At 31.2% G+C, this 20,240-nt stretch carries 20 protein-coding genes and 1 riboswitch; of the genes, 1 reads left to right on the top strand and 19 read right to left on the bottom strand.

Going from position 1 to position 20,240, the window contains the following annotated elements:
• Positions 1 to 10: 10 nt before the first annotated feature.
• The 17 genes from HYG85_RS17220 to HYG85_RS17140 all read right to left on the bottom strand — a co-directional run bounded on the left by HYG85_RS17220 (position 11) and on the right by HYG85_RS17140 (position 16,777).
• Positions 11 to 961, bottom strand: coding sequence for an MraY family glycosyltransferase (locus tag HYG85_RS17220; RefSeq protein WP_212690694.1), 951 nt, complete (start codon positions 959 to 961; stop codon positions 11 to 13).
• A gap of 123 nt (positions 962 to 1,084) precedes the next feature.
• Positions 1,085 to 1,498, bottom strand: coding sequence for an endosialidase (locus tag HYG85_RS17215; RefSeq protein WP_113674266.1), 414 nt, complete (start codon positions 1,496 to 1,498; stop codon positions 1,085 to 1,087).
• 187 nt (positions 1,499 to 1,685) lie between these two features.
• The gene (locus HYG85_RS17210) at positions 1,686 to 4,115 is read right to left on the bottom strand and encodes an ATP-dependent Clp protease ATP-binding subunit (protein WP_212690693.1); all 2,430 of its coding nucleotides are present in this window, start codon (positions 4,113 to 4,115) and stop codon (positions 1,686 to 1,688) included.
• Between the two features lie 30 nt (positions 4,116 to 4,145).
• Positions 4,146 to 5,183, bottom strand: a complete 1,038-nt coding sequence (locus HYG85_RS17205; protein ID WP_212690692.1) for a protein arginine kinase — start codon at positions 5,181 to 5,183, stop codon at positions 4,146 to 4,148.
• Positions 5,177 to 5,689, bottom strand: coding sequence for a UvrB/UvrC motif-containing protein (locus HYG85_RS17200; protein WP_113674263.1), 513 nt, complete (start codon positions 5,687 to 5,689; stop codon positions 5,177 to 5,179). The genes HYG85_RS17205 and HYG85_RS17200 overlap by 7 nt, the downstream gene beginning before the upstream one ends.
• A gap of 146 nt (positions 5,690 to 5,835) precedes the next feature.
• Entirely contained in the window at positions 5,836 to 6,591 is a 756-nt protein-coding gene (locus HYG85_RS17195) for a TlpA disulfide reductase family protein (protein WP_212690691.1), read from the bottom strand.
• Positions 6,592 to 6,670: 79 nt separating this feature from the next.
• Positions 6,671 to 7,363 (bottom strand): cytochrome c biogenesis CcdA family protein, encoded by a 693-nt coding sequence (locus HYG85_RS17190; RefSeq protein ID WP_212690690.1) that lies wholly within the window; start codon positions 7,361 to 7,363, stop codon positions 6,671 to 6,673.
• Between the two features lie 244 nt (positions 7,364 to 7,607).
• Positions 7,608 to 7,895: a hypothetical protein gene (locus HYG85_RS17185; RefSeq protein WP_212690689.1), complete on the bottom strand. Its 288-nt coding sequence runs from the start codon at positions 7,893 to 7,895 to the stop codon at positions 7,608 to 7,610.
• 152 nt (positions 7,896 to 8,047) lie between these two features.
• Positions 8,048 to 8,719: an energy-coupled thiamine transporter ThiT gene (gene thiT, locus HYG85_RS17180; RefSeq protein WP_242986455.1), complete on the bottom strand. Its 672-nt coding sequence runs from the start codon at positions 8,717 to 8,719 to the stop codon at positions 8,048 to 8,050.
• A gap of 53 nt (positions 8,720 to 8,772) precedes the next feature.
• Positions 8,773 to 8,880, bottom strand: a riboswitch (TPP riboswitch).
• Positions 8,881 to 9,008: 128 nt separating this feature from the next.
• Positions 9,009 to 9,980: a substrate-binding domain-containing protein gene (locus tag HYG85_RS17175; RefSeq protein WP_212690688.1), complete on the bottom strand. Its 972-nt coding sequence runs from the start codon at positions 9,978 to 9,980 to the stop codon at positions 9,009 to 9,011.
• 131 nt (positions 9,981 to 10,111) lie between these two features.
• Positions 10,112 to 11,086: an ABC transporter permease gene (locus HYG85_RS17170; RefSeq protein WP_212690687.1), complete on the bottom strand. Its 975-nt coding sequence runs from the start codon at positions 11,084 to 11,086 to the stop codon at positions 10,112 to 10,114.
• A 1-nt stretch (position 11,087) separates the two neighbouring features.
• Entirely contained in the window at positions 11,088 to 12,587 is a 1,500-nt protein-coding gene (locus tag HYG85_RS17165; protein ID WP_212690686.1) for a sugar ABC transporter ATP-binding protein, read from the bottom strand.
• Between the two features lie 26 nt (positions 12,588 to 12,613).
• Entirely contained in the window at positions 12,614 to 13,549 is a 936-nt protein-coding gene (gene rbsK, locus HYG85_RS17160) for a ribokinase (RefSeq protein ID WP_212690685.1), read from the bottom strand.
• A 33-nt stretch (positions 13,550 to 13,582) separates the two neighbouring features.
• Positions 13,583 to 14,410: a BtpA/SgcQ family protein gene (locus HYG85_RS17155; protein WP_212690684.1), complete on the bottom strand. Its 828-nt coding sequence runs from the start codon at positions 14,408 to 14,410 to the stop codon at positions 13,583 to 13,585.
• A 103-nt stretch (positions 14,411 to 14,513) separates the two neighbouring features.
• Complete coding sequence (rbsD, locus tag HYG85_RS17150; RefSeq protein ID WP_212690683.1) at positions 14,514 to 14,966, bottom strand: D-ribose pyranase; 453 nt, start codon at positions 14,964 to 14,966, stop codon at positions 14,514 to 14,516.
• A 121-nt stretch (positions 14,967 to 15,087) separates the two neighbouring features.
• Entirely contained in the window at positions 15,088 to 16,104 is a 1,017-nt protein-coding gene (locus tag HYG85_RS17145) for a LacI family DNA-binding transcriptional regulator (protein ID WP_212690682.1), read from the bottom strand.
• A gap of 214 nt (positions 16,105 to 16,318) precedes the next feature.
• Positions 16,319 to 16,777 (bottom strand): GyrI-like domain-containing protein, encoded by a 459-nt coding sequence (locus tag HYG85_RS17140; protein WP_212690681.1) that lies wholly within the window; start codon positions 16,775 to 16,777, stop codon positions 16,319 to 16,321.
• Positions 16,778 to 17,073: 296 nt separating this feature from the next.
• Here HYG85_RS17140 and HYG85_RS17135 point away from each other — a divergent pair, with 296 nt between their 5' ends.
• A complete protein-coding gene (locus HYG85_RS17135) occupies positions 17,074 to 18,351 on the top strand; it encodes a zinc dependent phospholipase C family protein (protein WP_212690680.1) in 1,278 nt (425 codons plus the stop codon).
• An 88-nt stretch (positions 18,352 to 18,439) separates the two neighbouring features.
• Here HYG85_RS17135 and HYG85_RS17130 read toward each other — a convergent pair whose 3' ends face one another.
• Complete coding sequence (locus HYG85_RS17130; protein WP_212690679.1) at positions 18,440 to 19,153, bottom strand: nuclease-related domain-containing protein; 714 nt, start codon at positions 19,151 to 19,153, stop codon at positions 18,440 to 18,442.
• A 160-nt stretch (positions 19,154 to 19,313) separates the two neighbouring features.
• Positions 19,314 to 20,156 (bottom strand): DegV family protein, encoded by an 843-nt coding sequence (locus HYG85_RS17125; RefSeq protein WP_212690678.1) that lies wholly within the window; start codon positions 20,154 to 20,156, stop codon positions 19,314 to 19,316.
• Positions 20,157 to 20,240 lie beyond the last annotated feature (84 nt).

Below are 20,240 nucleotides of genomic sequence, written 5' to 3'. Positions count from 1 at the left end.
CGTCCTCCTATTAAACTTTCAACAACAATAGAATTATTGATATCAATCCCATGCAAAAATTAACTAAACATAGAAATGTAACTACTTGTTTTTGATTCAATCCTGCTGATAAAAGTCTGTAATGAACTTGACTTCTATCTGCTTTATATACAGATTTCCCTTCTAAAAAGCGTTTTATTACTACAAAAATGTTATCAAATATAGGTACTCCTAGAGCAAGAATTGGTATAAGTAAAGATAACACGGTTGCTTGTTTGAATGCTCCATCCAAAGCTATAACTCCTAATATATATCCTATAAAAGTTGCACCTGCATCACCCATATATATTTGTGCAGGTTGTTTATTATATCTCAAATATCCTATAAGTACACCAGTTAATATAATAGCCATCATGGCTGAATTTACCTGACCTTTTGCTAATGCAACAATAAATAATGTTACAGCAGATATGGCGGAAATACCACCAGCTAAACCGTCTAAACCATCAATAAAATTAATAACTGTTGTAACACCAAATATCCATGTGACAGTTAATATAAACTGTAATATCACAGGCAGTAAAACATATTCATGTGTTATTGGATTTGTGAAACCATAAAAAACCATACCTGATTGATAGGCAACAACAGCTGCACCCATTTGCACAATAAATTTAGGTAACGCTGGAAATTCTTTTCTCTTGGTTTTAAACCAGTCATCAATTATACCAATAGATAAAATCATCAATGAACCAACAAGTAATGCTATGGATTTGCTGTTTATTCCTCCATTGAAGAACAGATAAGTGACTATAAAACCTAGAAAGATTGCTATTCCCGCTAACCCTGGAACAGGGTTTTTATGGATTTTCCTAGATGTCGGTTTATCAACAAAATCAATTTTTATTGCGAATTTCTTTAGTTGTGGAATTAATAGATACACGATTAAAAAAGCTGTCAAAAAAGCTATAAAGTAATTCATATAATCCTCCTCATTTGCACAAAAAAATAATATCATAAAACAATTATTTTTACAAGGATATGCCAATTTCACATTTTATTTTTTTCCATAACAAAGGACAGCCCTTAAGCTGTCCTAGATTTTTTATGCTTTTTTTATTGTTACGCTTTGCATTTCACAACTAGAAAAATCAACACTAAAACTTACTTTTCCAGCTAAGTTGGATTTCATCTTTCCAACTTGTACTTGGTTAATATAAATTCTATATTCTTGGTCTGCTTCTAATTCCAAAGTAATCTGTGCATCTTCTGTTCCTTCAACTTTAAAATCTATTATTTTATCACTAACAGAAAAATTATGAACTGTTGTTCCTGGCACTGATTCGAAAAGAAGTCTTCCATTTTTTTCTAATCTTGTTATTTCATCATAAGTTTTCACTTTATATATATGTCCATCAACTTCGAAATTAATTACCTTTTTCTTTTCATCCATTAGATGATTTCCAAAACTAAGTGTATTATCATCTTCTACCCTGATTATTTCTTGAATACCAGCCATCTTTACCCTCCTATATTGTCGTAAAAAGTTGAATACCTACATTATATATTATTTTAACCTTAAATACTAGAGAAAAATTAATTTTTCCCTATTTATCCCTAGATTAACATATATTACTAAAAATATTCATCTATTTTGCATTTATATATTATAACATAGCACTAACAAAATTAACATGGTAATTATTTTAAACCTTGAATATTAATTCATCGTCCTTTATATCTACAGTGACTTTATCCCCATATTTGACTTTGTTATCTAATAGTTCTTCTGCTAATTTGTCTTCCACTTTTGACTGAATTGCCCTTCTTAGAGGTCTTGCACCATAAGCTTCATCAAATCCTTCTTTTGCTAAGAAATCTTTTGCACTATCTGTCACTTCAAGTTCAATACCAACATTTTTGGTAAGTCTTACAGCAACTTGATTAATCATGATACCTACTATTTCACGGATATTCTCTTTTGTCAAGGAATGGAAAACTATTAGTTCGTCTATCCTATTAAGGAATTCTGGTCTGAATAGTCTTTTAACTTCATCCATAACGTTTTTACGCATGTTTTCATAATTTTTCTTTTCATCTACTTCAGAAATGAACCCTAACTTTACAGGTGAAACTATGTTTCTTGCGCCAACATTGGATGTCATTATGATAACGGTATTCTTGAAATCAATTTTTCTTCCCTGTGAATCTGTTATATGTCCATCATCTAGAACTTGTAATAATATATTAAATACTTCTGGATGAGCTTTTTCAACTTCATCAAATAATATTACTGAATAAGGTTTTCTTCTTATTTTTTCGCTTACTTGACCACCTTCATCATAACCTACATATCCTGGAGGTGATCCAATCAATTTTGAGACACTGTGTTTTTCCATGTATTCAGACATGTCAACTCTTATTAGAGCGCTTTCATCTCCAAACAATGCTTCTGCTAAAGCTTTTGTAAGCTCAGTTTTACCTACACCTGTTGGACCTAAGAACAAGAATGATCCTATAGGTCTTTTTGGATCTTTTAGTCCTACTCTTCCACGTCTAATGGCTTTAGAGATAGCTGTGACTGCTTCATCTTGTCCCACAACTCTTTTATGAAGGTATTCCTCAAGATTCTTAAGTCTTTCTCCTTCTTCTTCTGTGAGCTTCTTGACTGGTATACCTGTCCAACTTGAGACTATATCAGCAATTTCTTCTTCATCTACTATTTGATTAGCCCTAGAATTCTTGGATTCCCATTCTAATTTGGAAGCATTCAGTTTTTCTTTTATTTCATTTTGCTTTCTTTTGATGACTCCAGCTTTTTCATATTCTTCTGTCTTGATTGCTATTTCTTTATCTTTTTCAAGTTCTTCTAATTCTCTTTCCAAATCTTTTATATCAGGAGGTGCTGTAAAAGTACTTAGTCTTACTTTTGAAGCAGCTTCATCTATTAAATCTATTGCTTTATCTGGTAAGTAACGGTCTGTAATATAACGATTAGATAATTTGACCGCAGCTATTACAGCTTCATCTTTTATTTGAACTTTATGATGAGCCTCATACATATCTTTTAATCCTCTAAGTATATCAATGGATTCATCTTCTGAAGGTTCTTCAACTCTAACAGGTTGGAATCTTCTCTCTAAGGCAGAGTCTTTTTCTATATATTTTCTATATTCATCAAGAGTAGTAGCTCCTATAAGCTGTATTTCTCCTCTTGCTAGAGAAGGTTTCAATATATTTGATGCATCAATAGCTCCTTCGGCTGCTCCTGCACCAACTATTGTATGAATCTCATCAATGAATAATAAAACATTTCCTGCCTCTTTTATCTCTTTTAGAGCTTTTTTGATTCTATCTTCAAATTCTCCTCTATATTTTGAACCAGCTACCATTGATGATAAATCAAGAGCAACGACTCTCTTATCTTTCAATGTCTCTGGTATATTACCGTTAGAAATTTTCTGTGCCAGTCCTTCTGCAATAGCAGTTTTACCGACACCAGGCTCCCCTATTAGACATGGGTTGTTTTTGGTTCTTCTGCTTAATATCTGTATAACTCTCTCAATTTCTCTATCTCGTCCGATTATTGGATCGAATTCACCCTCTTTGGCCATATTAGTCAAGTCTCTGCTAAATTGGTCTAATACTGGTGTAGTAGACTTTTTATTAGACTGTGAGGAGTTAGCGTCTTTACCTGCTGGTGATTCTCCAAGATTCTTTAATATTAGTTGATATAATTTCTGTACAGTCACGCCTGAACTACTGATCAGTTTTACTGCAATACAATCTGTTTCTTTTAATAATGCTAATAAAATATGTTCAGTTCCTATCATAGTGGTTTTCATGTTAACTGCTTCTCTAAGACTTGACTCTAGAACTCTTTTAGCTCTAGGTGTAAAGTCCTCTACATCGGCAGTTGAAACATTACCTATAATGCCTATTTTTTTTATTTTTTCTAAAATAACATCTTCTGTTATACCTTGACTGTTTAGTATCTTTCCGGCAACTCCCTTACCTTCTTTTATTAGACCCAAGAGGATGTGCTCTGTTCCAACATAACCATGACCTAATTCTTTAGCTATTTGTCTAGACAAACTTATAGCCTCTTGAGCACGTCCAGTAAATCTACCCATCATAAGTTAACTCAAATCCTTTCTTATAATAATTTATATTATCTTTGGCAAATTATTTCTTATATAAGTTGCTCTTTCAATGTCTCTTTCATCTATTTTTAACTCTTTATTTATCTTTTTTTGAAGATTGGCTGGTTGGATACAAGTCATGAGTCCATAAATATTTATAGGATTTTTAATATCAGACTTCAGTATTCCCAGTTCATATCCAAGTTTTATATCTGATAATAAGGTCATAGCTTCCTTGGATGTAATTATTCTTGCATGTGCTAGAATTCCGTATGAACGATATACAGCATCTTCAAATTGCAATCTTTTTTCATTTAATAATTTATTTCTAAGGGCTCGTTCTTGTTCTACAATCTGTTTTGTCAAACTAGTCAGGTTATCAATGATTTCTTGTTCAGAGTGACCTAATGTAATCTGGTTGGATATCTGAAACACACTTCCTCTTGCTTTGGAACCCTCACCATATATGCCTCTTACTGTTATACCAAACTTCCCTATGGCATCTAAAATAAATTGCAGCTTACCAGTAGTTTCAAGGGCTGGTACATGTATCATATATGATGCTCTTAATCCCGTTCCAACATTAGTAGGACAAGATGTCAGATAGCCTATATTTTCATCGTATGCATAATTTATCTTTTCTTCTAATAAATCATCGATTCTATATGCATTCTGTAATGCTTCATCTAAGTTAAGACCATTGGTTATGGATTGAATACGAAGGTGGTCTTCCTCATTTATCATGATGCTTATACTTTCATCTTCTGATAATATAAGCCCTGTAGGTATTGATGTTTGTACAAAATTAGGACTAATCACATGACGTTCAACCATAGCTACCTTTTCTAGAGATGATAACTTGTTCATATCTACAGAATGGAAATAGCTATTATCTTCATGAGCATTTAATACTGCTTCTTTTACATCATCAATAATTCTTCCTGCATCTTCTTTTGATAGTCTACTAGGAAAATTATACTCTTCTATATTCCTGGCTAACCTTACTCTGCTGGATATTACTACATCATCACTACCAGAGCTTTTTTCAAACCATTTCAACATATGCCACCCTCCTTCTTCAATGCTCTTATGGCATCTCGAAACTTAGCGGCATCTTCGTATTCTTCTTTTACAACAGCTTCCCTCAACTTATTTTCCAATGATTGTATTTGTTTCCTTAATTTTATTTTTCCACCTGTTCTTTTTGGTATTTTACCTACATGTATATTACTTCCATGAACTCTTTTTATAACAGGGCTAAGCAAACTGGAAAATGATTTATAGCAATGACTACATCCAAATTTGCCTTTTTTCTTGAATTCGTTATATGTCATACCGCATTTTTCACATCTGATGACATCTTCTTTGTTATAGCTTTTGACATTAATGTTTTTATTGATATCCAAAAGACTACTAAGAAAGCTTTCAAAAGATATATCATTCTGAGGATATAGTTCTTTTACCTCCATTGCACATTTACTGCACAAATGTATTTCTTGTTTTTTTCCGTTAATTATTTTATTCAAGTATACAGTTGCAGGCTCTTTATGACATCTTTCACATAACATTTTAATTCCCTCTTTATCAAAATAAAATTCGATTATAAGCATATCCACTGATAAAATACATAATTTACCAGTACCAAATACATATAATATTATATCATAATGATTGAAAAATAGGACAAATTTTTTATATCAATTTCTATTTATATCTATCTATACATACTTATCAATTTTTCCATATCTTGTTCATCCATGGCATTAACGTACCCAATTACATCTCCTTCTTTACTAATCACATAGGTAGTTGGATAACCATTGATATAATAATTATCGGTAGCAGTACCGTCTTCATCAAATACTACAGGAAATGTTATACCTAAATCTTCAGCCCACTCAATTACTTCATCAATCGGCTTTTCACTTGCATCATGTTGTACATCAACCGCTATTATGGCTACATCATCATCTTTGTATTTTTCATGTATCTTTTGAAAATCAGGCATTTCATCTTTACAGTAACCACACCAAGTAGTAAAGAAGTTGACAAACACTAATTTGCCTTTATAGTCTGATAGTGTATAGCTGTTACCTTTTCCATCACTTAATGTAAAGTCAGGTGCTGCAATTGTTTCCTTATCTTCATTATCATCTCCAGTTTCTTTATCACCCTCTGGTACCTGCTCCTCAACCATGTCTTTATCATCTTCCTGAGTATCTTGTTCGTCCTTTGAATCAGTATCTTCATCTATGTTATCATCTTCACCTGTTTCTTTATCTCCAACTGCCATTTCTCCATCTTTATCATTATCGTCTACTACATTATTATCATTTTCTTTATCCAGTTCTGATTCTATATTATTAGTGTTATTGTCATCAATATTATCTTTTTCTGACTTACAACCGGTTATTAGAATAAGTATCATCACTAAGATAAGTATAGTATTAAACTTCTTATTGAATTTCATTGTAATCACCTCATTTTATTATAATTTTCTACTTTTTATTTCATTATAATTCTTTACTTTATTACATCAGTTATACATTTTATTTCACAACTAATAGTGATAAGGTATTAGTGTATAACATTATTCCCATTATAATCATCAATACTCCGGCAACCAATTTTATCTTATCAAAATACTTATAGATCTTTTTGTAGTTATTGATGAACTTACCCAATAATAGAGCTGATATCAAAAATGGTATGGCGAATCCAATGGAATATACCAGCATCATTCCTCCTGCTTTTAGATAATTTTTTTCAAAACTGGCTAAAAAGAGGATTGTTCCGATTATGGGTCCATTACATGGTGTCCATCCAAAACTGAATGTGATTCCAAGTAATAGTGACTTAATAAAACTAGGACTGTAATTCTTATACTGATATTTCTTCTCTTTATTGAACAGCTTTGTCTTGAATACTCCTATGAAATAAAGTCCAAATATGATTATTAATATTCCTCCTGCTTTTCTGATATAATCTTGATATGTTATAAGAGTATTATTAATAACTTTGGCTCCAAATCCAAGAGTTATATTAAGTATTGAAAGACCTAACACGAATGCTATAGAATTTATTATCATTATTCTTCTGATATTCTTATTTTTCTCTAGGTCTGTAATTGTTGTTCCAGCAAGGTAACTAAAATACAATGGTAATAATGGTAATACACAAGGAGTAAAAAAAGATAGAAATCCATTAAATATCGCTACCCAAAAAGTTAATTCATTTCCCATATGCCTTCCTCCAAACTTCAAAAATGCTTAATATACTTCTTTTGATATATATTATCATTAATATCATTATATTACTATATTAAAATTAATAAATTCATACATTGTTAACATATCAGTAAATAAATTATAGGGGCTGTCGGATAATACATTTTTAACATAAATATCAAGTAAGATAGCTAAACCTTGTCTATCTTCCAAAAGTTGTGCCATCTCCAAAAATGTATTATCGACAGCCCCCTGCTTATTAAGGCAATGTTGGACCATCTTCTGTATCTTGTTGGATATTAGAAATCATTCTCTTGAACATTTCATTGTCTAGCGCTCCCGATTTAGCCATCATACCAATCTCGTGAGAGGTTAAGTTACCCATATAAGGATGATCTTTGCTGACATTTTGATGTTCTTGTTTCTTTTCAATAATTCCTTCAGGTACACCATCAAGATCATTAAAATTAGTACTGCCAAAATTTTCGCTTATACTACCTGATTCATTAGTTCTGTTTTCATTATCCTTAGAATTTATCTGCTTCATAATTAGTTCCTTTCTTTTCTTTTATTGATGTAATATATCTCTATATGATATTTTAGAAGTTGAGAACTTCTATAAGATAAGATAAAAAATAGAGATAGTTTCCTATCTCTACTTAGTGTATGTCATTATGATATTATTATCCTAAACTTGTTCTATGAAATGGCAGATCTTTTTAATTGTTTTATTGCGTCATCTACTGGTGGTAAGAATAATAGTATTACTGTTAAGAATACTTCAACCGCTATATAAGAAATGTTGTATGCCATTGAATATAAGGTTGGATTCATATTAAAATCTGCTGCATAACTAGCAAAGAATATTACTCCTGTCAAGAAGTGACAGATAAACCTGCAGAATGCTCCTATGAATAAGCCTTTCATCAAACCATTTTGTGTTCTTCTGAATAATCCTGATAAGCCAAGTGCTCCAAAAGCTATTGGATAATCCAATAATAATTGAGCAGGATGAACTACCCATGGATCAATTATCAACTGTAATAATCCATATGTAATACCACAGATTACACCTTGAGTTGTACCAAACCAATATCCGATCAGTACTATGAACAACATACTGAATGGAGTTATTGAACCACCTTGTGGAAGTCTAATTATTTTTATCTGTGATAATACGATAGCTATAGCTATTGCAATAGCTGAATAGACTAGTTCTTTTGTTTTCATGGTTTTTGATTTACTACCCACTGATACAACGATTGTCAATAATAGTAATGCAACTACTACAATTATAATTTGTCCTAAAGTTGAAGTAATAATATTTTGCAGTTCTCCACTTGAAATTGCATTTTGAAATTCTTGAAACATAATAAAATCCTCCTCATAGTTAGGAAGATATCATTGACTGAAAGCAAATTATTAACGCACTTTTGTTGCTTCCCTTCGACGGCATTATCCGTATCAGGTTATAAGGGTCAGTAATATACTATTCGTACTTTCTCAGCCAACTGGCTCCCCTAGCTAATATTTATTTCACACATAATGTACTCTAGTTTTGCAATTTTGTCAAGGGCAAGTATTAAGATTATTAAAAGACCATATATCGTATATAATTACAGCTTTATCAATTACGATATATGGTCTTTATTAATAAATATTACAAATTATCTTTATTAACCAATAATAATGGAATAATAACTTTTTCTTCTACTTCTTCTCCTTTAGCTACTTTCATAGCTGCTTCAACAGCTTTTGCCATTTGTAAATCAGGTTGTTGTTTTACTGTTGCTGACATTTCATTCTTTTCAATTGCTACAAGAGCATCATCAGTTGCATCAATACCGAATACTTTAATTTCATTTAATCTATTAGCAGCTTTTATAGTTCTAACTGCTCCGAGTGCCATTTCATCATTATGCGCATAAACAACATCTAATTCAGGATTAGCCTGAAGAATATCTTCCATTACAGCTGCCCCTTCTTCTCTTGAATAATTAGCTGTCAGACTAGTAACTATTTTTATATCAGGATATTCATTAATTACATCTTCGAACCCTTTTTGTCTATCTAATGCAGATGGAGCACCTGCAATTCCTTCTAATATAGCTATTTGACCTTTTCCATTAAGTACTTTGGCAACTTCTTCTGCAGCTAATTTTCCTGCTTCAGCATTATCGATATCAAGATGTTGTACTACTTCACCACTATTGGAAGGTCTTGTTACAGTGATTACAGGAATATTAGCTTTATTTGCTTCTTTTACAGCCACACCTATGGCATCTGAATCTACTGGATTAATAATTATGATATCTACATCTCTAGCGATTAAATCTTCTACTTGTGATACCTGTGTTTCTGAAGAATCTTGTGCATCTAGAGTTATTATATCCATCCCTAGTTCTTCCGCTTTAGCTTCTCCTCCTTCTTTCATCGTGACAAAGAAAGGGTTAGCTAATGTGGATACTGCAAAACCTACTGTAATACTTTCTTCCTTAACGACTGGATCTTTTTTTTCTGACTCCTTTGTAACTGGTTCTTTTTTTTCTGGCTCCTTTGTTTCTTCTTTTTTACAACCTGCAAAACTCATAGATAATAAAATACACATCACAAAAACTAATACTTTTTTCATAATTTAAATCCTCCTCTTTGAGTCAAGTATTGCCTTACAATACTTGCATTTGGTTTATATTTTAAATTATTACTTGTTTAATAAGTCTCTTTTTTTTAGTTTCTACATATGTAATATACTCATTAACTTTTCTATTTTTCTTTGCTTTTTATTAAAACTGCTATTAAAATAATTAAACCTCTTATTATTTGTTGGAAGAATGCTGAAACACCCATTAAATTCATTCCATTATTGATAACTCCTATTATCACAGCCCCAAGTAAAGTTCCAACTATTGTACCGATACCTCCGTTCAGAGATGAACCACCTAAAATAACAGCTGCTATGACATTCATCTCTAACCCATCACTTGCTGTAGGTTGAGCAGATAAAAGTCTTGATGTTACTATTATTCCTCCAACAGCAGCCATTAAACCAGAAACCACAAAAGTGAGAACTCTGTATAGATTAACACTGATAGCTGATAACTTAGCCGCTTCCCTGCTAGCACCTATAGATTTAATATAGATACCGTGTTTTGTTTTATTCAAAAACATAAAAGCTATTAGAAATATTCCTATTGCTATTAAGCTTGAAACCGGAATAACTCCTACATACCCTGCACCAAAAAAATCGAATTTTTCTTTCAAATTAGAAATTGGTTTACCACTGGTAATAAGTAAGGCTAAACCACGGGTTATTTGCATCATGGCAAGTGTTACAATAAATGATTGGATTTTCCCATACACAGTCAATAAACCATTTATCAGACCCATAGTAGCTCCCATCAATAAACCAGCTGTCACCCCAAGGAAAATAGAGCCTGTAATATTGATAACATATGCGGAAACTACTCCTACCAATGCCGCCATTGACCCAACTGATAAATCTATTTCACCTATAAGTATTACGCAAGTCATCCCAACAGCTACAATTAAGTTAATTGAAATTTGACGAGTTATATTAAGTAAATTCTTTGTTACTAAGAAATAGTTTGATTGAATCTGAAAAATTGTAATAAGTAAAACTAATATAATTACTAATCCTAACTCATCCTTCAATAATTTTTTAGCAATAGCAGCTATATTTATACCTTTTTTCTCATTAGACAAATTTTCTTTGATCACTTTAATTTCCTCCTAATGCTTTCATAAGTATTCTTTCAATAGTAGCCTCTTTTGCTAGCATTTCATCCATTATTTCTCCATCATGCAGTACAAGAACCCTATCACATAATCCACGTATTTCATTAAATTCAGACGACAAAAGAATAATACTCATTCCATCATCAGCTAATTGATGTATTAATTTATAGATTTCAACTTTCGTACCAATATCAATTCCTCTAGTAGGTTCGTCCATAATTATAATTTCTGGATTACCTAACAGCCATTTGCTAATTACAACTTTTTGTTGATTTCCACCAGATAAATTTTTTATTCTTAGTTTTAATTTAAGAGGTTTTACATCCATTTTTTTAAAAATATTGACAGCTCGTTTTCTCAATTTCTTATTGGATAATAAGAACTTATTAGAATTCATTTTTTCTACATACCCAACAATCGCATTATTTAAAACTGAATGTTCCAAGAATAATCCCTGTGTTTTTCTATCCTCTGGTATTAAAACTATTCCTTTGTCTTTTACATCTTTTGGTGACTTCAAGGTTGTAACTTTACCTTGTAATTCAATATTACCGGATATGCATTTATCAGCTCCAAATAAAGCATGACCCAATTCACTTTTTCCTGCCCCGATAATTCCAGTTATTCCAAGTATTTCACCCTTTTTTAATTTGAAACTGATGGGCTTATTCATTCTTTCTGACATGAAATCTTTTACTTCTAATACAACTTTATCTTTCGCACTACCTATTCTTAGTGGAAATTCATCCTTGACTTCTCTTCCTATCATAGTTTTAACCAATGTATTCATATCCACTTCGCCCATTTTGTATGTAGCTGCATTAATACCATCTCTAAGTACAGATACTCGATCACAGACTCTCTCTATTTCTTCCATTATATGAGATATGTATATCATCGTTATTTTTCTTTTTTTCATGTCTTCCATTATCTTAAATAATGTCTCAATCTCTATTCTAGTCATACCTGTTGTTGGTTCATCAAGTAGAAGTAGCTTAGCATCAATGCAAAGTGCTTTTACAATTTCTATAATTCTTTTTTGCCCCATACCCAAATCTTTTACTTTTGTTTTCGGATCTATGTTAATGTTAAAAGACTCAAGATAAGCTGTTGTCTCTTTTAGTAAAGTTTTTTTATCATTCCACCCAAAAAAATTTATTGTAGGTTCATGTCCTAAAAAAATATTTTCTGCTACACTCAGACTATCTACCAAACTAAGTTCTTGATATATAGCAGCTATTCCCTTCGTTCTCGCATGAATAGGACTATTAATTTCTGTTTTCTTGTCTAGAAGTATGATATCTCCTTCATCTCTTTGCAATACTCCAGTAAGAATTTTAATGAGTGTAGATTTACCTGCTCCATTTTCTCCTAATAGCGCATGTACTTCTCCCTCTTGTATCGTTAAATTAACTCCTTTTAAAGCTTTTACTCCTCCAAAACTTTTTTTGATGTTTTTAAGTTCTAATATATTTTGTGCCATATGCCACACCTCTAAGTAAACTTAATTTATTTGATACACTTAGTTACCTGCTCTATTGTTGGTATAGATGATTGAGCTCCCTTAATTGTAGTACTTATTGCAGCAGACTTTTTAGCAAATTCTAGAGATTCTTTATAATTAACTCCATTTGATAAAGAAGCGGCTAAAGCACCTGAAAATACATCTCCTGCAGCAGTAGAATCTATCATATCCACTTTTATAGGTTCTATTTTAATGATATTATTATCTATGTAGGCGAAAGCACCTTTTGAACCTTGAGTAATTATGGGATTCTTGAAACCCATATCAACCATTTTTCCAATGGCTTTCTTAGCAGAATCATCATCAACTACTTGAATTCCAGTAATCCAAGAAGCTTCTGTTTCATTAGGTTTAATAATATCAATCAAGAACGGTATATTTTCTGGAATCTTTTCTCTAGGTGCAGGAGCTGGATCTAGTATTATGAACATGTTATTTTTTTTAGCAACACGTATTGCTTCATATACTATTTCAGGATTAATCTCCATTGTTATTAGTAGTATTGAACCTTCTGTAAATAATTTTTCATGACAATAAATATCTTGCTTAGTTAGTTTTGTATTGGCACCAGGCGTAAATGAAATAGAATTTTCTCCTTTTTCATCAACACGAATCATAGCAATCCCAGCAGTCATGTTTTCCTTAGTTAATATACTAGAAGTAGTAACTTTATTTTTTTCCATTGAAACCTTTAATTGTTTACTGAATTCATCATCACCAAGCATACCAAAAAATTTTACATTTCCACCTAATAAAGATGCTGCAACAGATTGATTACCACCTTTTCCTCCTGAAAACATTTCAAAATTATCAGTCACTATTGTTTCTCCTGGAATAGGCATTTGATTCATATACATTACCAAATCCATGTTAATACTACCCATACATAGTATTTCGCCATTAAACTGATAACTATTCATTTTGCATTCATCCTTCCCCTGTGTACAAACACACTACCTATTTTTTTCAACTTCCACTACGAATTCTTTTACTTGACTTTCATCAATATCATTTTTCCAATTATTGTTTTTCTTGAAATAACTTCCAACAATCATTCCATCAGAATATTCCATCAATTCTCCTACATTTTCTTTGGTAACTCCACTACCAATAAGTACAGGAACATTTATATTATCTGCAAATTCTTTAACTTTCTTAGGTGTAGGTGCTTGTCCTGTTTCAAACCCTGTTACAATAAGTGCTTCTGCTCCATCTATTTGAGCATCAAGCGCTTGTTCTGTTATTGACCTATCTGATATAATAAAGTGGCTACCATGTTTTACATTTACATCACAGAATAATTTAACATTTTCTGCTGAAAGATTAGTACGATACCTGCTTAATTTTGCTCCTATTGCTTCTAAAAATCCTGCTCGAGATACATATGCATTCACATATTCAAATACTCTAATCCATTTTGCATTACATGCACAAGCTATAGCCATAGCTTCCATACCACCATTCAGGTGACAATTAATTCCTATTGGTATAGATACCGAATCTTTTACCTTAGACGCTATTACTGACATTGTAGCAATCGTTTCATGACCAATTTCACTACCTTTTAGATAGGGATAGTCCCATATATTCTCTATTTGTAATCCATCAACACCAGCATTTTCTAATTTTTTTGCTTCTTCAACTGCTATACTAATAATTCTATCCATATTCATGTTCACAGGATCATATAAAGGAGCACCTGGTAAAGATCTTAAATGTACCATTCCAATAATAGGATTTTTTTTAGGAAATAAATCTTCTAATACTTTTAAATCTCTCATATTATACACATGAATGTATTTATTTAATTCTACATTCGTGTGCTTTCACCACCTTTCTAGCATAGTTTTATTATGTACCTATTTAATCGTTTAACTCTGTTTCTCAAAAATCTACCCCTGATTGAAGAATAATATTACAATAAGGAGTAAATTCACCTGTCTTCACAAATACAGTTACTTTTTTACCTTCCTTACCCTCTAAAGCACCATTTAATACCAAATCTTTAAATTCCATATGTGGTATATTTTCTTCAATTATGTCATTCCCTTTGTTTTTCTTTTTCTCTAATATTTCTTGAAATTTTTTGTACTCTTCTTGACATATAGTTTTTGTTTCATTAGCAATTATTACTTTTTCAATTTCTAATTCTTCTAAAATAATTTTTAATACATCTGTAACTTTTGGTATATCCCTTCCTATTGAAATATCAATACATTCAGTTCTTTCGTGACTTGGGAATGGAAACCCCCTGTCAGTGATTACTAATAAATCAGCATGCCCCATTCTTGCTACCATTCTTGCTAAATCATTTTGTAATATACCATGTGTTTTCATTAATAAATACCTCCTTATAATATTTATTTAGCAGTTCTTGAAGATTACTCAACTTCTAGAACGTCAAATACTTCTTCAACTCAATTAATCGTTTAACTGAAAATTAAATTTTATAAGATTCTCAAGTAGATCCTCTTATAATTAATTCTGTATCTAAGATAACACTGTGTGTTCTAATAATTTTTCTATTATTTGATTTATTTAATCTATCCAATAGCATCTGCATAGCAATCTCACCTGTTTCACTTTTTGGCTGATTTATTGTTGTAAGTGTTGGATCTAATATCTCCGAATAATATATATTATCAAATCCAGCAATTGCAATGTCCTTAGGAATATTCAGATGCGCTTTTTTCGCAGCTTCAAGTGCACCCCAAGCCATGATATCACTACAAGCAAATACAGCTGTTGGTCTATTTTTAATTTTTAGTAGTTCATTCATTAATTCATAACCACTTTTGTATCTTAACTTACCATTCAGGAACAAAATATCTTCATCATCTATTCCATTTTCAATCAAGTATTTCTTAAATCCATTAATTCTATGTTTAACACTAGGAATATCATCATATGGAGCTGTTAAACACGCAAATCTTCTATGTCCTTTCTCAAATAGGTGTTTTGCTAATTGACAAGCACCCTTACTGTTATCAGCAAATACTACGCCAAATTTTGATTGTTCTACAGACAATGGTCTATCAACTATTACTGTAGGAACATGATTAAAAGCTAATAATTTCTCTGTTTTCATTCTTGGTGCAACATTAATAATACCATCAACCCTATTTTCCTCAAAAGCAATACGTGCTTTTTCTTCTCTTGCTGAATCACCATCCGTATTGCATAATAAAACTTGATATCCCTTTTTCAAAGCAATACTTTCAGCTCCTCTAGCGAGTTCTGCAAAATATGGATTGGTGATATCTGGTATCATAAGTCCTATCTGATATGTTTTCATACCTTTTAAACTTCTTGCGATTTTACTAGGTCTATAATTTAATTCTTTTATAGCATTATTAACTCTAACAGTTAATTCTGGACTAACATATTTTTGTTCAGAAATTACATTTGAAACAGTTGCAACTGAAACTCCTGCTAATTTTGCTACATCTTTTACACTAGGAACTTTAATAGACATTTCATGAACCCCTTTCTGGAAAAATGACTTCTTGAATCTAAGAAAAACTCAGTTATTCGTTTAACTAAGTTTATCTTAACAAATAAAATAATATTTGTCAAGATTTTTTGTCTATTTTATACTAAAAAGCATTTTTATAAATCAATATATATATTAATATTACCTCTAATATCTTAGATGATATCAAAGGTAATCTATCTGAATAAAGAATTTATCAATTCAATGATATAAATATATCTATAGTCTGGTTATTCATATCTTCTGAATCATTATGATATAATTCAAAATCAGAATCATATTTTCTATCTAAATCCATGCTCCATATTTCAGACCATGCTTCACCTACAGCTTGTACCATATCTCCTTTAACAGTAAACTTAGCATACTTTCCTGCACTAATTGTTTTAACTTCTAGATTATTAATATCATCAGTTGTTTTCACTTCACAGCAACACATGAATGTATAAGGTTTTGTACAATCTCCTTCATATTCTGTATATAAGCCTATACCTTTGCCATCAACTTTATTCTTGATAGACTCAAAAATTCCTTCACCAATGAATTGCTGCCACATTGCTCCAATATCCTTTATAGATTTTCCATTCTCATTTGTGGTTTTTATTGACTTTCCAACAACAACTTTCTTTTCTAGAGTAACTAATTCATATTTCATTTCCTTCACCTCATAATAATATTTTTTATTTAGAACACCTTGAGTATAGCAAAGATAATATGACATCAGTATGTCTTATATTGGATTTTATTATATAAATTCTACAAAATAATATTTTTCTGAATCAAGAATATTTCTTAGAATTATATGTTTTAATATCTATATTTATAGAATTTTGTAAGTTTCTATAAGTTTCTGTAGAATATTTCTATATATTACTGTCCTTATTTCAACATTTTTTTCACAGCAATTATTGTATACTATATTCTGCATTTAATTATCAAAGGAGGATTATTATGAAAATAAGGAAAATTTTTACTAGTTGTTTGGCATTGGTATTATTGCTAATGCTTTTCCCAAAAAATGTGTTGGCTTATCAACCAGCATCACATTACATTCTAATGAAAGAGACTACAAAAAACTTACCTGAAAGCAGTTTAATCAGAAGTGCTTTGGAAGAATACCCACTAATAGCAACTTGGGGTGCAAATGGTCCAGACCTTCCATTAATTCAACCAAGACAAGCTCTTGGATATTCACCTTGGTCAGACCGTTTTCATTATTTCAAAGTTGGAAGTTTTGCTAAGAAACAGCTACAAGATGCTCTAGAGTCTAATGACAAAAAAAGAATAGCGTACGTAGCAGGATGGATTACTCATGTAACTGGAGATTATGCATGCCATGGAATATTTGTAGATCCTGAAGCCGGAATTTATTTAAATAATCCAGCTGGACGTGAATTACATATTAATCTAGAATCAGCGGCTGAATCATACTTGTGGGTTAATAAAGGTGGCTTTGATATATCTGATTATTCTGATGGTATATCTGATTGTTTCAGTGATGTATCAGACATTCCTTTTGCTTCTTTTAATGCAACAGCACAAAACATTTATGGTTCATCACCTACAATCACCGAAGAAAAGACTTGGTGTTATACACTTCTTACAGGTCTTAAAACAGGTGTAGGATACACTTATAGAGAATATGATGAAGCTATGGATTTTCTTTCAGAAAACAATAGAAAGGAAAGATTGGATAATTCTTTCTCAAGTGCCCTTAACCATGCTGTTGAATTATTAACTAAAGCAGAACAAGGCGACTTTAGTGGATTTAGTGATCGTTGGAATCTTGATATAGGTATTGACAATAACCCTATCAGTGCATTAACTGTTACAGTACATACAGGCACAGAAAAAAGAGGCTTCCTTCATAACGAATGGGCTGGTACTGATGATGATGTATACTTCGGTATAGAAACCAAAGATGGAAGAACAAAAGAATGGTTATTAGCTAAAGAAGGTTATAATGATTTTGAAGCTGATGATAATGATGAATATTATCTTTATAATGGTACTGATATCCATCCTAAGGATATAGCCAATATTTATCTTAAAAAAGTAGAGCGATATGGCAGTATAGGTGGTGACTGGTATGTTGAGAATCTAGATATCAACATCAATGGTCATACAGCTTATAATAATGATATCAATACTTGGATTGATGAAGATAATTCCACTTGGAAAACAAGCGTTGATTGGAGTAATACAGAGTTAGATACTGAACCTAAATAGGCAAACTGTTCATATTCTAAAATATGCTTTTATAATATTTGGGGCTGTCACGTTTTAACACCCAGCCCCTTAATTAAACTACTCTATATTACATAACTTGACTCTTAAGCAGTTTAGTTATTTTTATTTGCTCATTTGGAGCTATTTTGACTCCATTATTTTTATAAGTTTTAATATACTTAAGCAAGTCATCCTTATTCTTAGATAATACTACTATATTATTGGACTTAAATTGTATTCTAGATTCCTCGTTTGAGAAATAAACTAATCCATGAACATCATATTGCATATTATTTCTTTTAAGAAGTTTGGTTAGTCCTAATACATGTCCTTTTACCTGTAAAGTAGGATTGTATAATTCTCTCCTATATTCTTTACCGCCTTTTCCAATTTTAACCTGAGTAAGATATTTGGAATTTCCATTACCACTTATTGTCCCTTTAATATTCTTAGCCTCTACAATGAATATTCCATTAGAACCTACAATTACATAATCAAGTTGACTGGATGTGTTCTTACCTTGTATTAATATATCTGAAATCACTTTATATCTTTTTGGTAAATCAGACAATAAATTTAATACTTCTTTTTCTCCCTTGAGTCCAGATTTTATTATATCAATATTAGTCTTCATCTTTTTAACATAAATACATAATATAAGTGTCGCTATCAATGAAAATCCATATGTATAAAAAGCTAATACTACACAAAATATTGCAGCTATACTACAAACAATCATTTTGAGATACTCTAATAATATTTCTTTTCTCAGGTGATTTGATTTGTTTACAATCTGTGCCACTATTTTCAATCCTTTCTTGAAATAAAAGAGATTGCGCCTTGTTTCCTGTAGCAAATTTGTCCTTTTTAAATTTCTCTTTTATCTTTACAAGTTTATATTATATCATAATTAATAGAAGGATTAAAAAAAACTTGGCATACACCAAGTTTTTTATTAAAAATTATACTTCATAGGCTGCATAACCAATTAATCCTGGTCCTGTGTGTACCCCTAATGCTGGACTAATCTGAGAGATATGACCTTCAATTATATTACCAATGTTTTTTATACTATTATATAATTGCTTGGCTTCTTCTTCTGCACCACCATGAATAATGGCTATATTATATTTCTTGTCCTTGAATTCTTCCATAATCATAGATTTTATTTTACTTATAGATTTTCTTCTGCCTCTTACTTTTGCAATAGTGAAATAAACTCCTTCATCATTTATTCCAATAATCGGCTTTATGTTGAAAAGCTCTCCAACTGTACCTTCAACTTTGCCGATTCTACCACCTTTTCTTAAATAAGTCAGCGTTTTCAACACATAACAGCCTTTCAATTTATCCCGAATCTCTTTTGCTCTATCAATGACATCTTCCATACTCTTTTGGGTATTTGCAATAGCAGCTGCCTCTTTCACTATAAATCCTAAAAATATACCTAATGTCTTGGAATCATATACTTTTATATTGAGTCGTTCATAATCCTTTGCAAGCATCTTAATCAGATTAAATGTTCCACTAAGATTAGAAGAGATCGTTATGACGACAGCATCCGTATACCCTTCATCTGCCAAACTATCAAAAGCAGATAGAATATCTTCTGGTACAGGTAACGATGTTTTGGGTACCTCTTTCTCAATATTATCATATACTTCCTGAGGTTTAATCTCAATACGATCCCTATATTCACGGTCATGATAAATAATTCTTAACGGAAGTAATTTAATATTGTATTTCTCAATGATACTATCAGGTAAATCACAAGCAGAATCAGTTAATATTGCTATTTTTTTCATAAGCGATTCCCTCCAAATGTCTATGTGGTTTTCAATACCACATAATATGTTAATTAAAATTATATCATATGTAATCAATTAACA

Source organism: Vallitalea guaymasensis, from assembly GCF_018141425.1.
In the GTDB taxonomy this organism is placed as follows: Bacteria; Bacillota; Clostridia; order Lachnospirales; family Vallitaleaceae; genus Vallitalea; species Vallitalea guaymasensis.
This window is presented reverse-complemented; position numbering and strand designations above follow the sequence as displayed.

Bases quoted from the DNA above. Each gene is read 5' to 3' on its own strand.
- HYG85_RS17135 (WP_212690680.1), top strand. From the start codon at position 17,074: ATGAAAATAAGGAAAATTTTTACTAGTTGTTTGGCATTGGTATTATTG.
- HYG85_RS17220 (WP_212690694.1), bottom strand. From the start codon at position 961: ATGAATTACTTTATAGCTTTTTTGACAGCTTTTTTAATCGTGTATCTA.
- HYG85_RS17195 (WP_212690691.1), bottom strand. From the start codon at position 6,591: ATGAAATTCAATAAGAAGTTTAATACTATACTTATCTTAGTGATGATA.
- HYG85_RS17175 (WP_212690688.1), bottom strand. From the start codon at position 9,980: ATGAAAAAAGTATTAGTTTTTGTGATGTGTATTTTATTATCTATGAGT.
- rbsD (WP_212690683.1), bottom strand. From the start codon at position 14,966: ATGAAAACACATGGTATATTACAAAATGATTTAGCAAGAATGGTAGCA.
- HYG85_RS17140 (WP_212690681.1), bottom strand. From the start codon at position 16,777: ATGAAATATGAATTAGTTACTCTAGAAAAGAAAGTTGTTGTTGGAAAG.
- rbsK (WP_212690685.1), bottom strand. From the start codon at position 13,549: ATGAATAGTTATCAGTTTAATGGCGAAATACTATGTATGGGTAGTATT.
- HYG85_RS17165 (WP_212690686.1), bottom strand. From the start codon at position 12,587: ATGGCACAAAATATATTAGAACTTAAAAACATCAAAAAAAGTTTTGGA.
- HYG85_RS17210 (WP_212690693.1), bottom strand. From the start codon at position 4,115: ATGATGGGTAGATTTACTGGACGTGCTCAAGAGGCTATAAGTTTGTCT.
- HYG85_RS17205 (WP_212690692.1), bottom strand. From the start codon at position 5,183: ATGTTGAAATGGTTTGAAAAAAGCTCTGGTAGTGATGATGTAGTAATA.
- HYG85_RS17190 (WP_212690690.1), bottom strand. From the start codon at position 7,363: ATGGGAAATGAATTAACTTTTTGGGTAGCGATATTTAATGGATTTCTA.
- HYG85_RS17200 (WP_113674263.1), bottom strand. From the start codon at position 5,689: ATGTTATGTGAAAGATGTCATAAAGAGCCTGCAACTGTATACTTGAAT.
- HYG85_RS17215 (WP_113674266.1), bottom strand. From the start codon at position 1,498: ATGGCTGGTATTCAAGAAATAATCAGGGTAGAAGATGATAATACACTT.
- HYG85_RS17145 (WP_212690682.1), bottom strand. From the start codon at position 16,104: ATGTCTATTAAAGTTCCTAGTGTAAAAGATGTAGCAAAATTAGCAGGA.
- HYG85_RS17185 (WP_212690689.1), bottom strand. From the start codon at position 7,895: ATGAAGCAGATAAATTCTAAGGATAATGAAAACAGAACTAATGAATCA.
- HYG85_RS17155 (WP_212690684.1), bottom strand. From the start codon at position 14,410: ATGAGAGATTTAAAAGTATTAGAAGATTTATTTCCTAAAAAAAATCCT.
- HYG85_RS17125 (WP_212690678.1), bottom strand. From the start codon at position 20,156: ATGAAAAAAATAGCAATATTAACTGATTCTGCTTGTGATTTACCTGAT.
- thiT (WP_242986455.1), bottom strand. From the start codon at position 8,719: ATGTTTCAAGAATTTCAAAATGCAATTTCAAGTGGAGAACTGCAAAAT.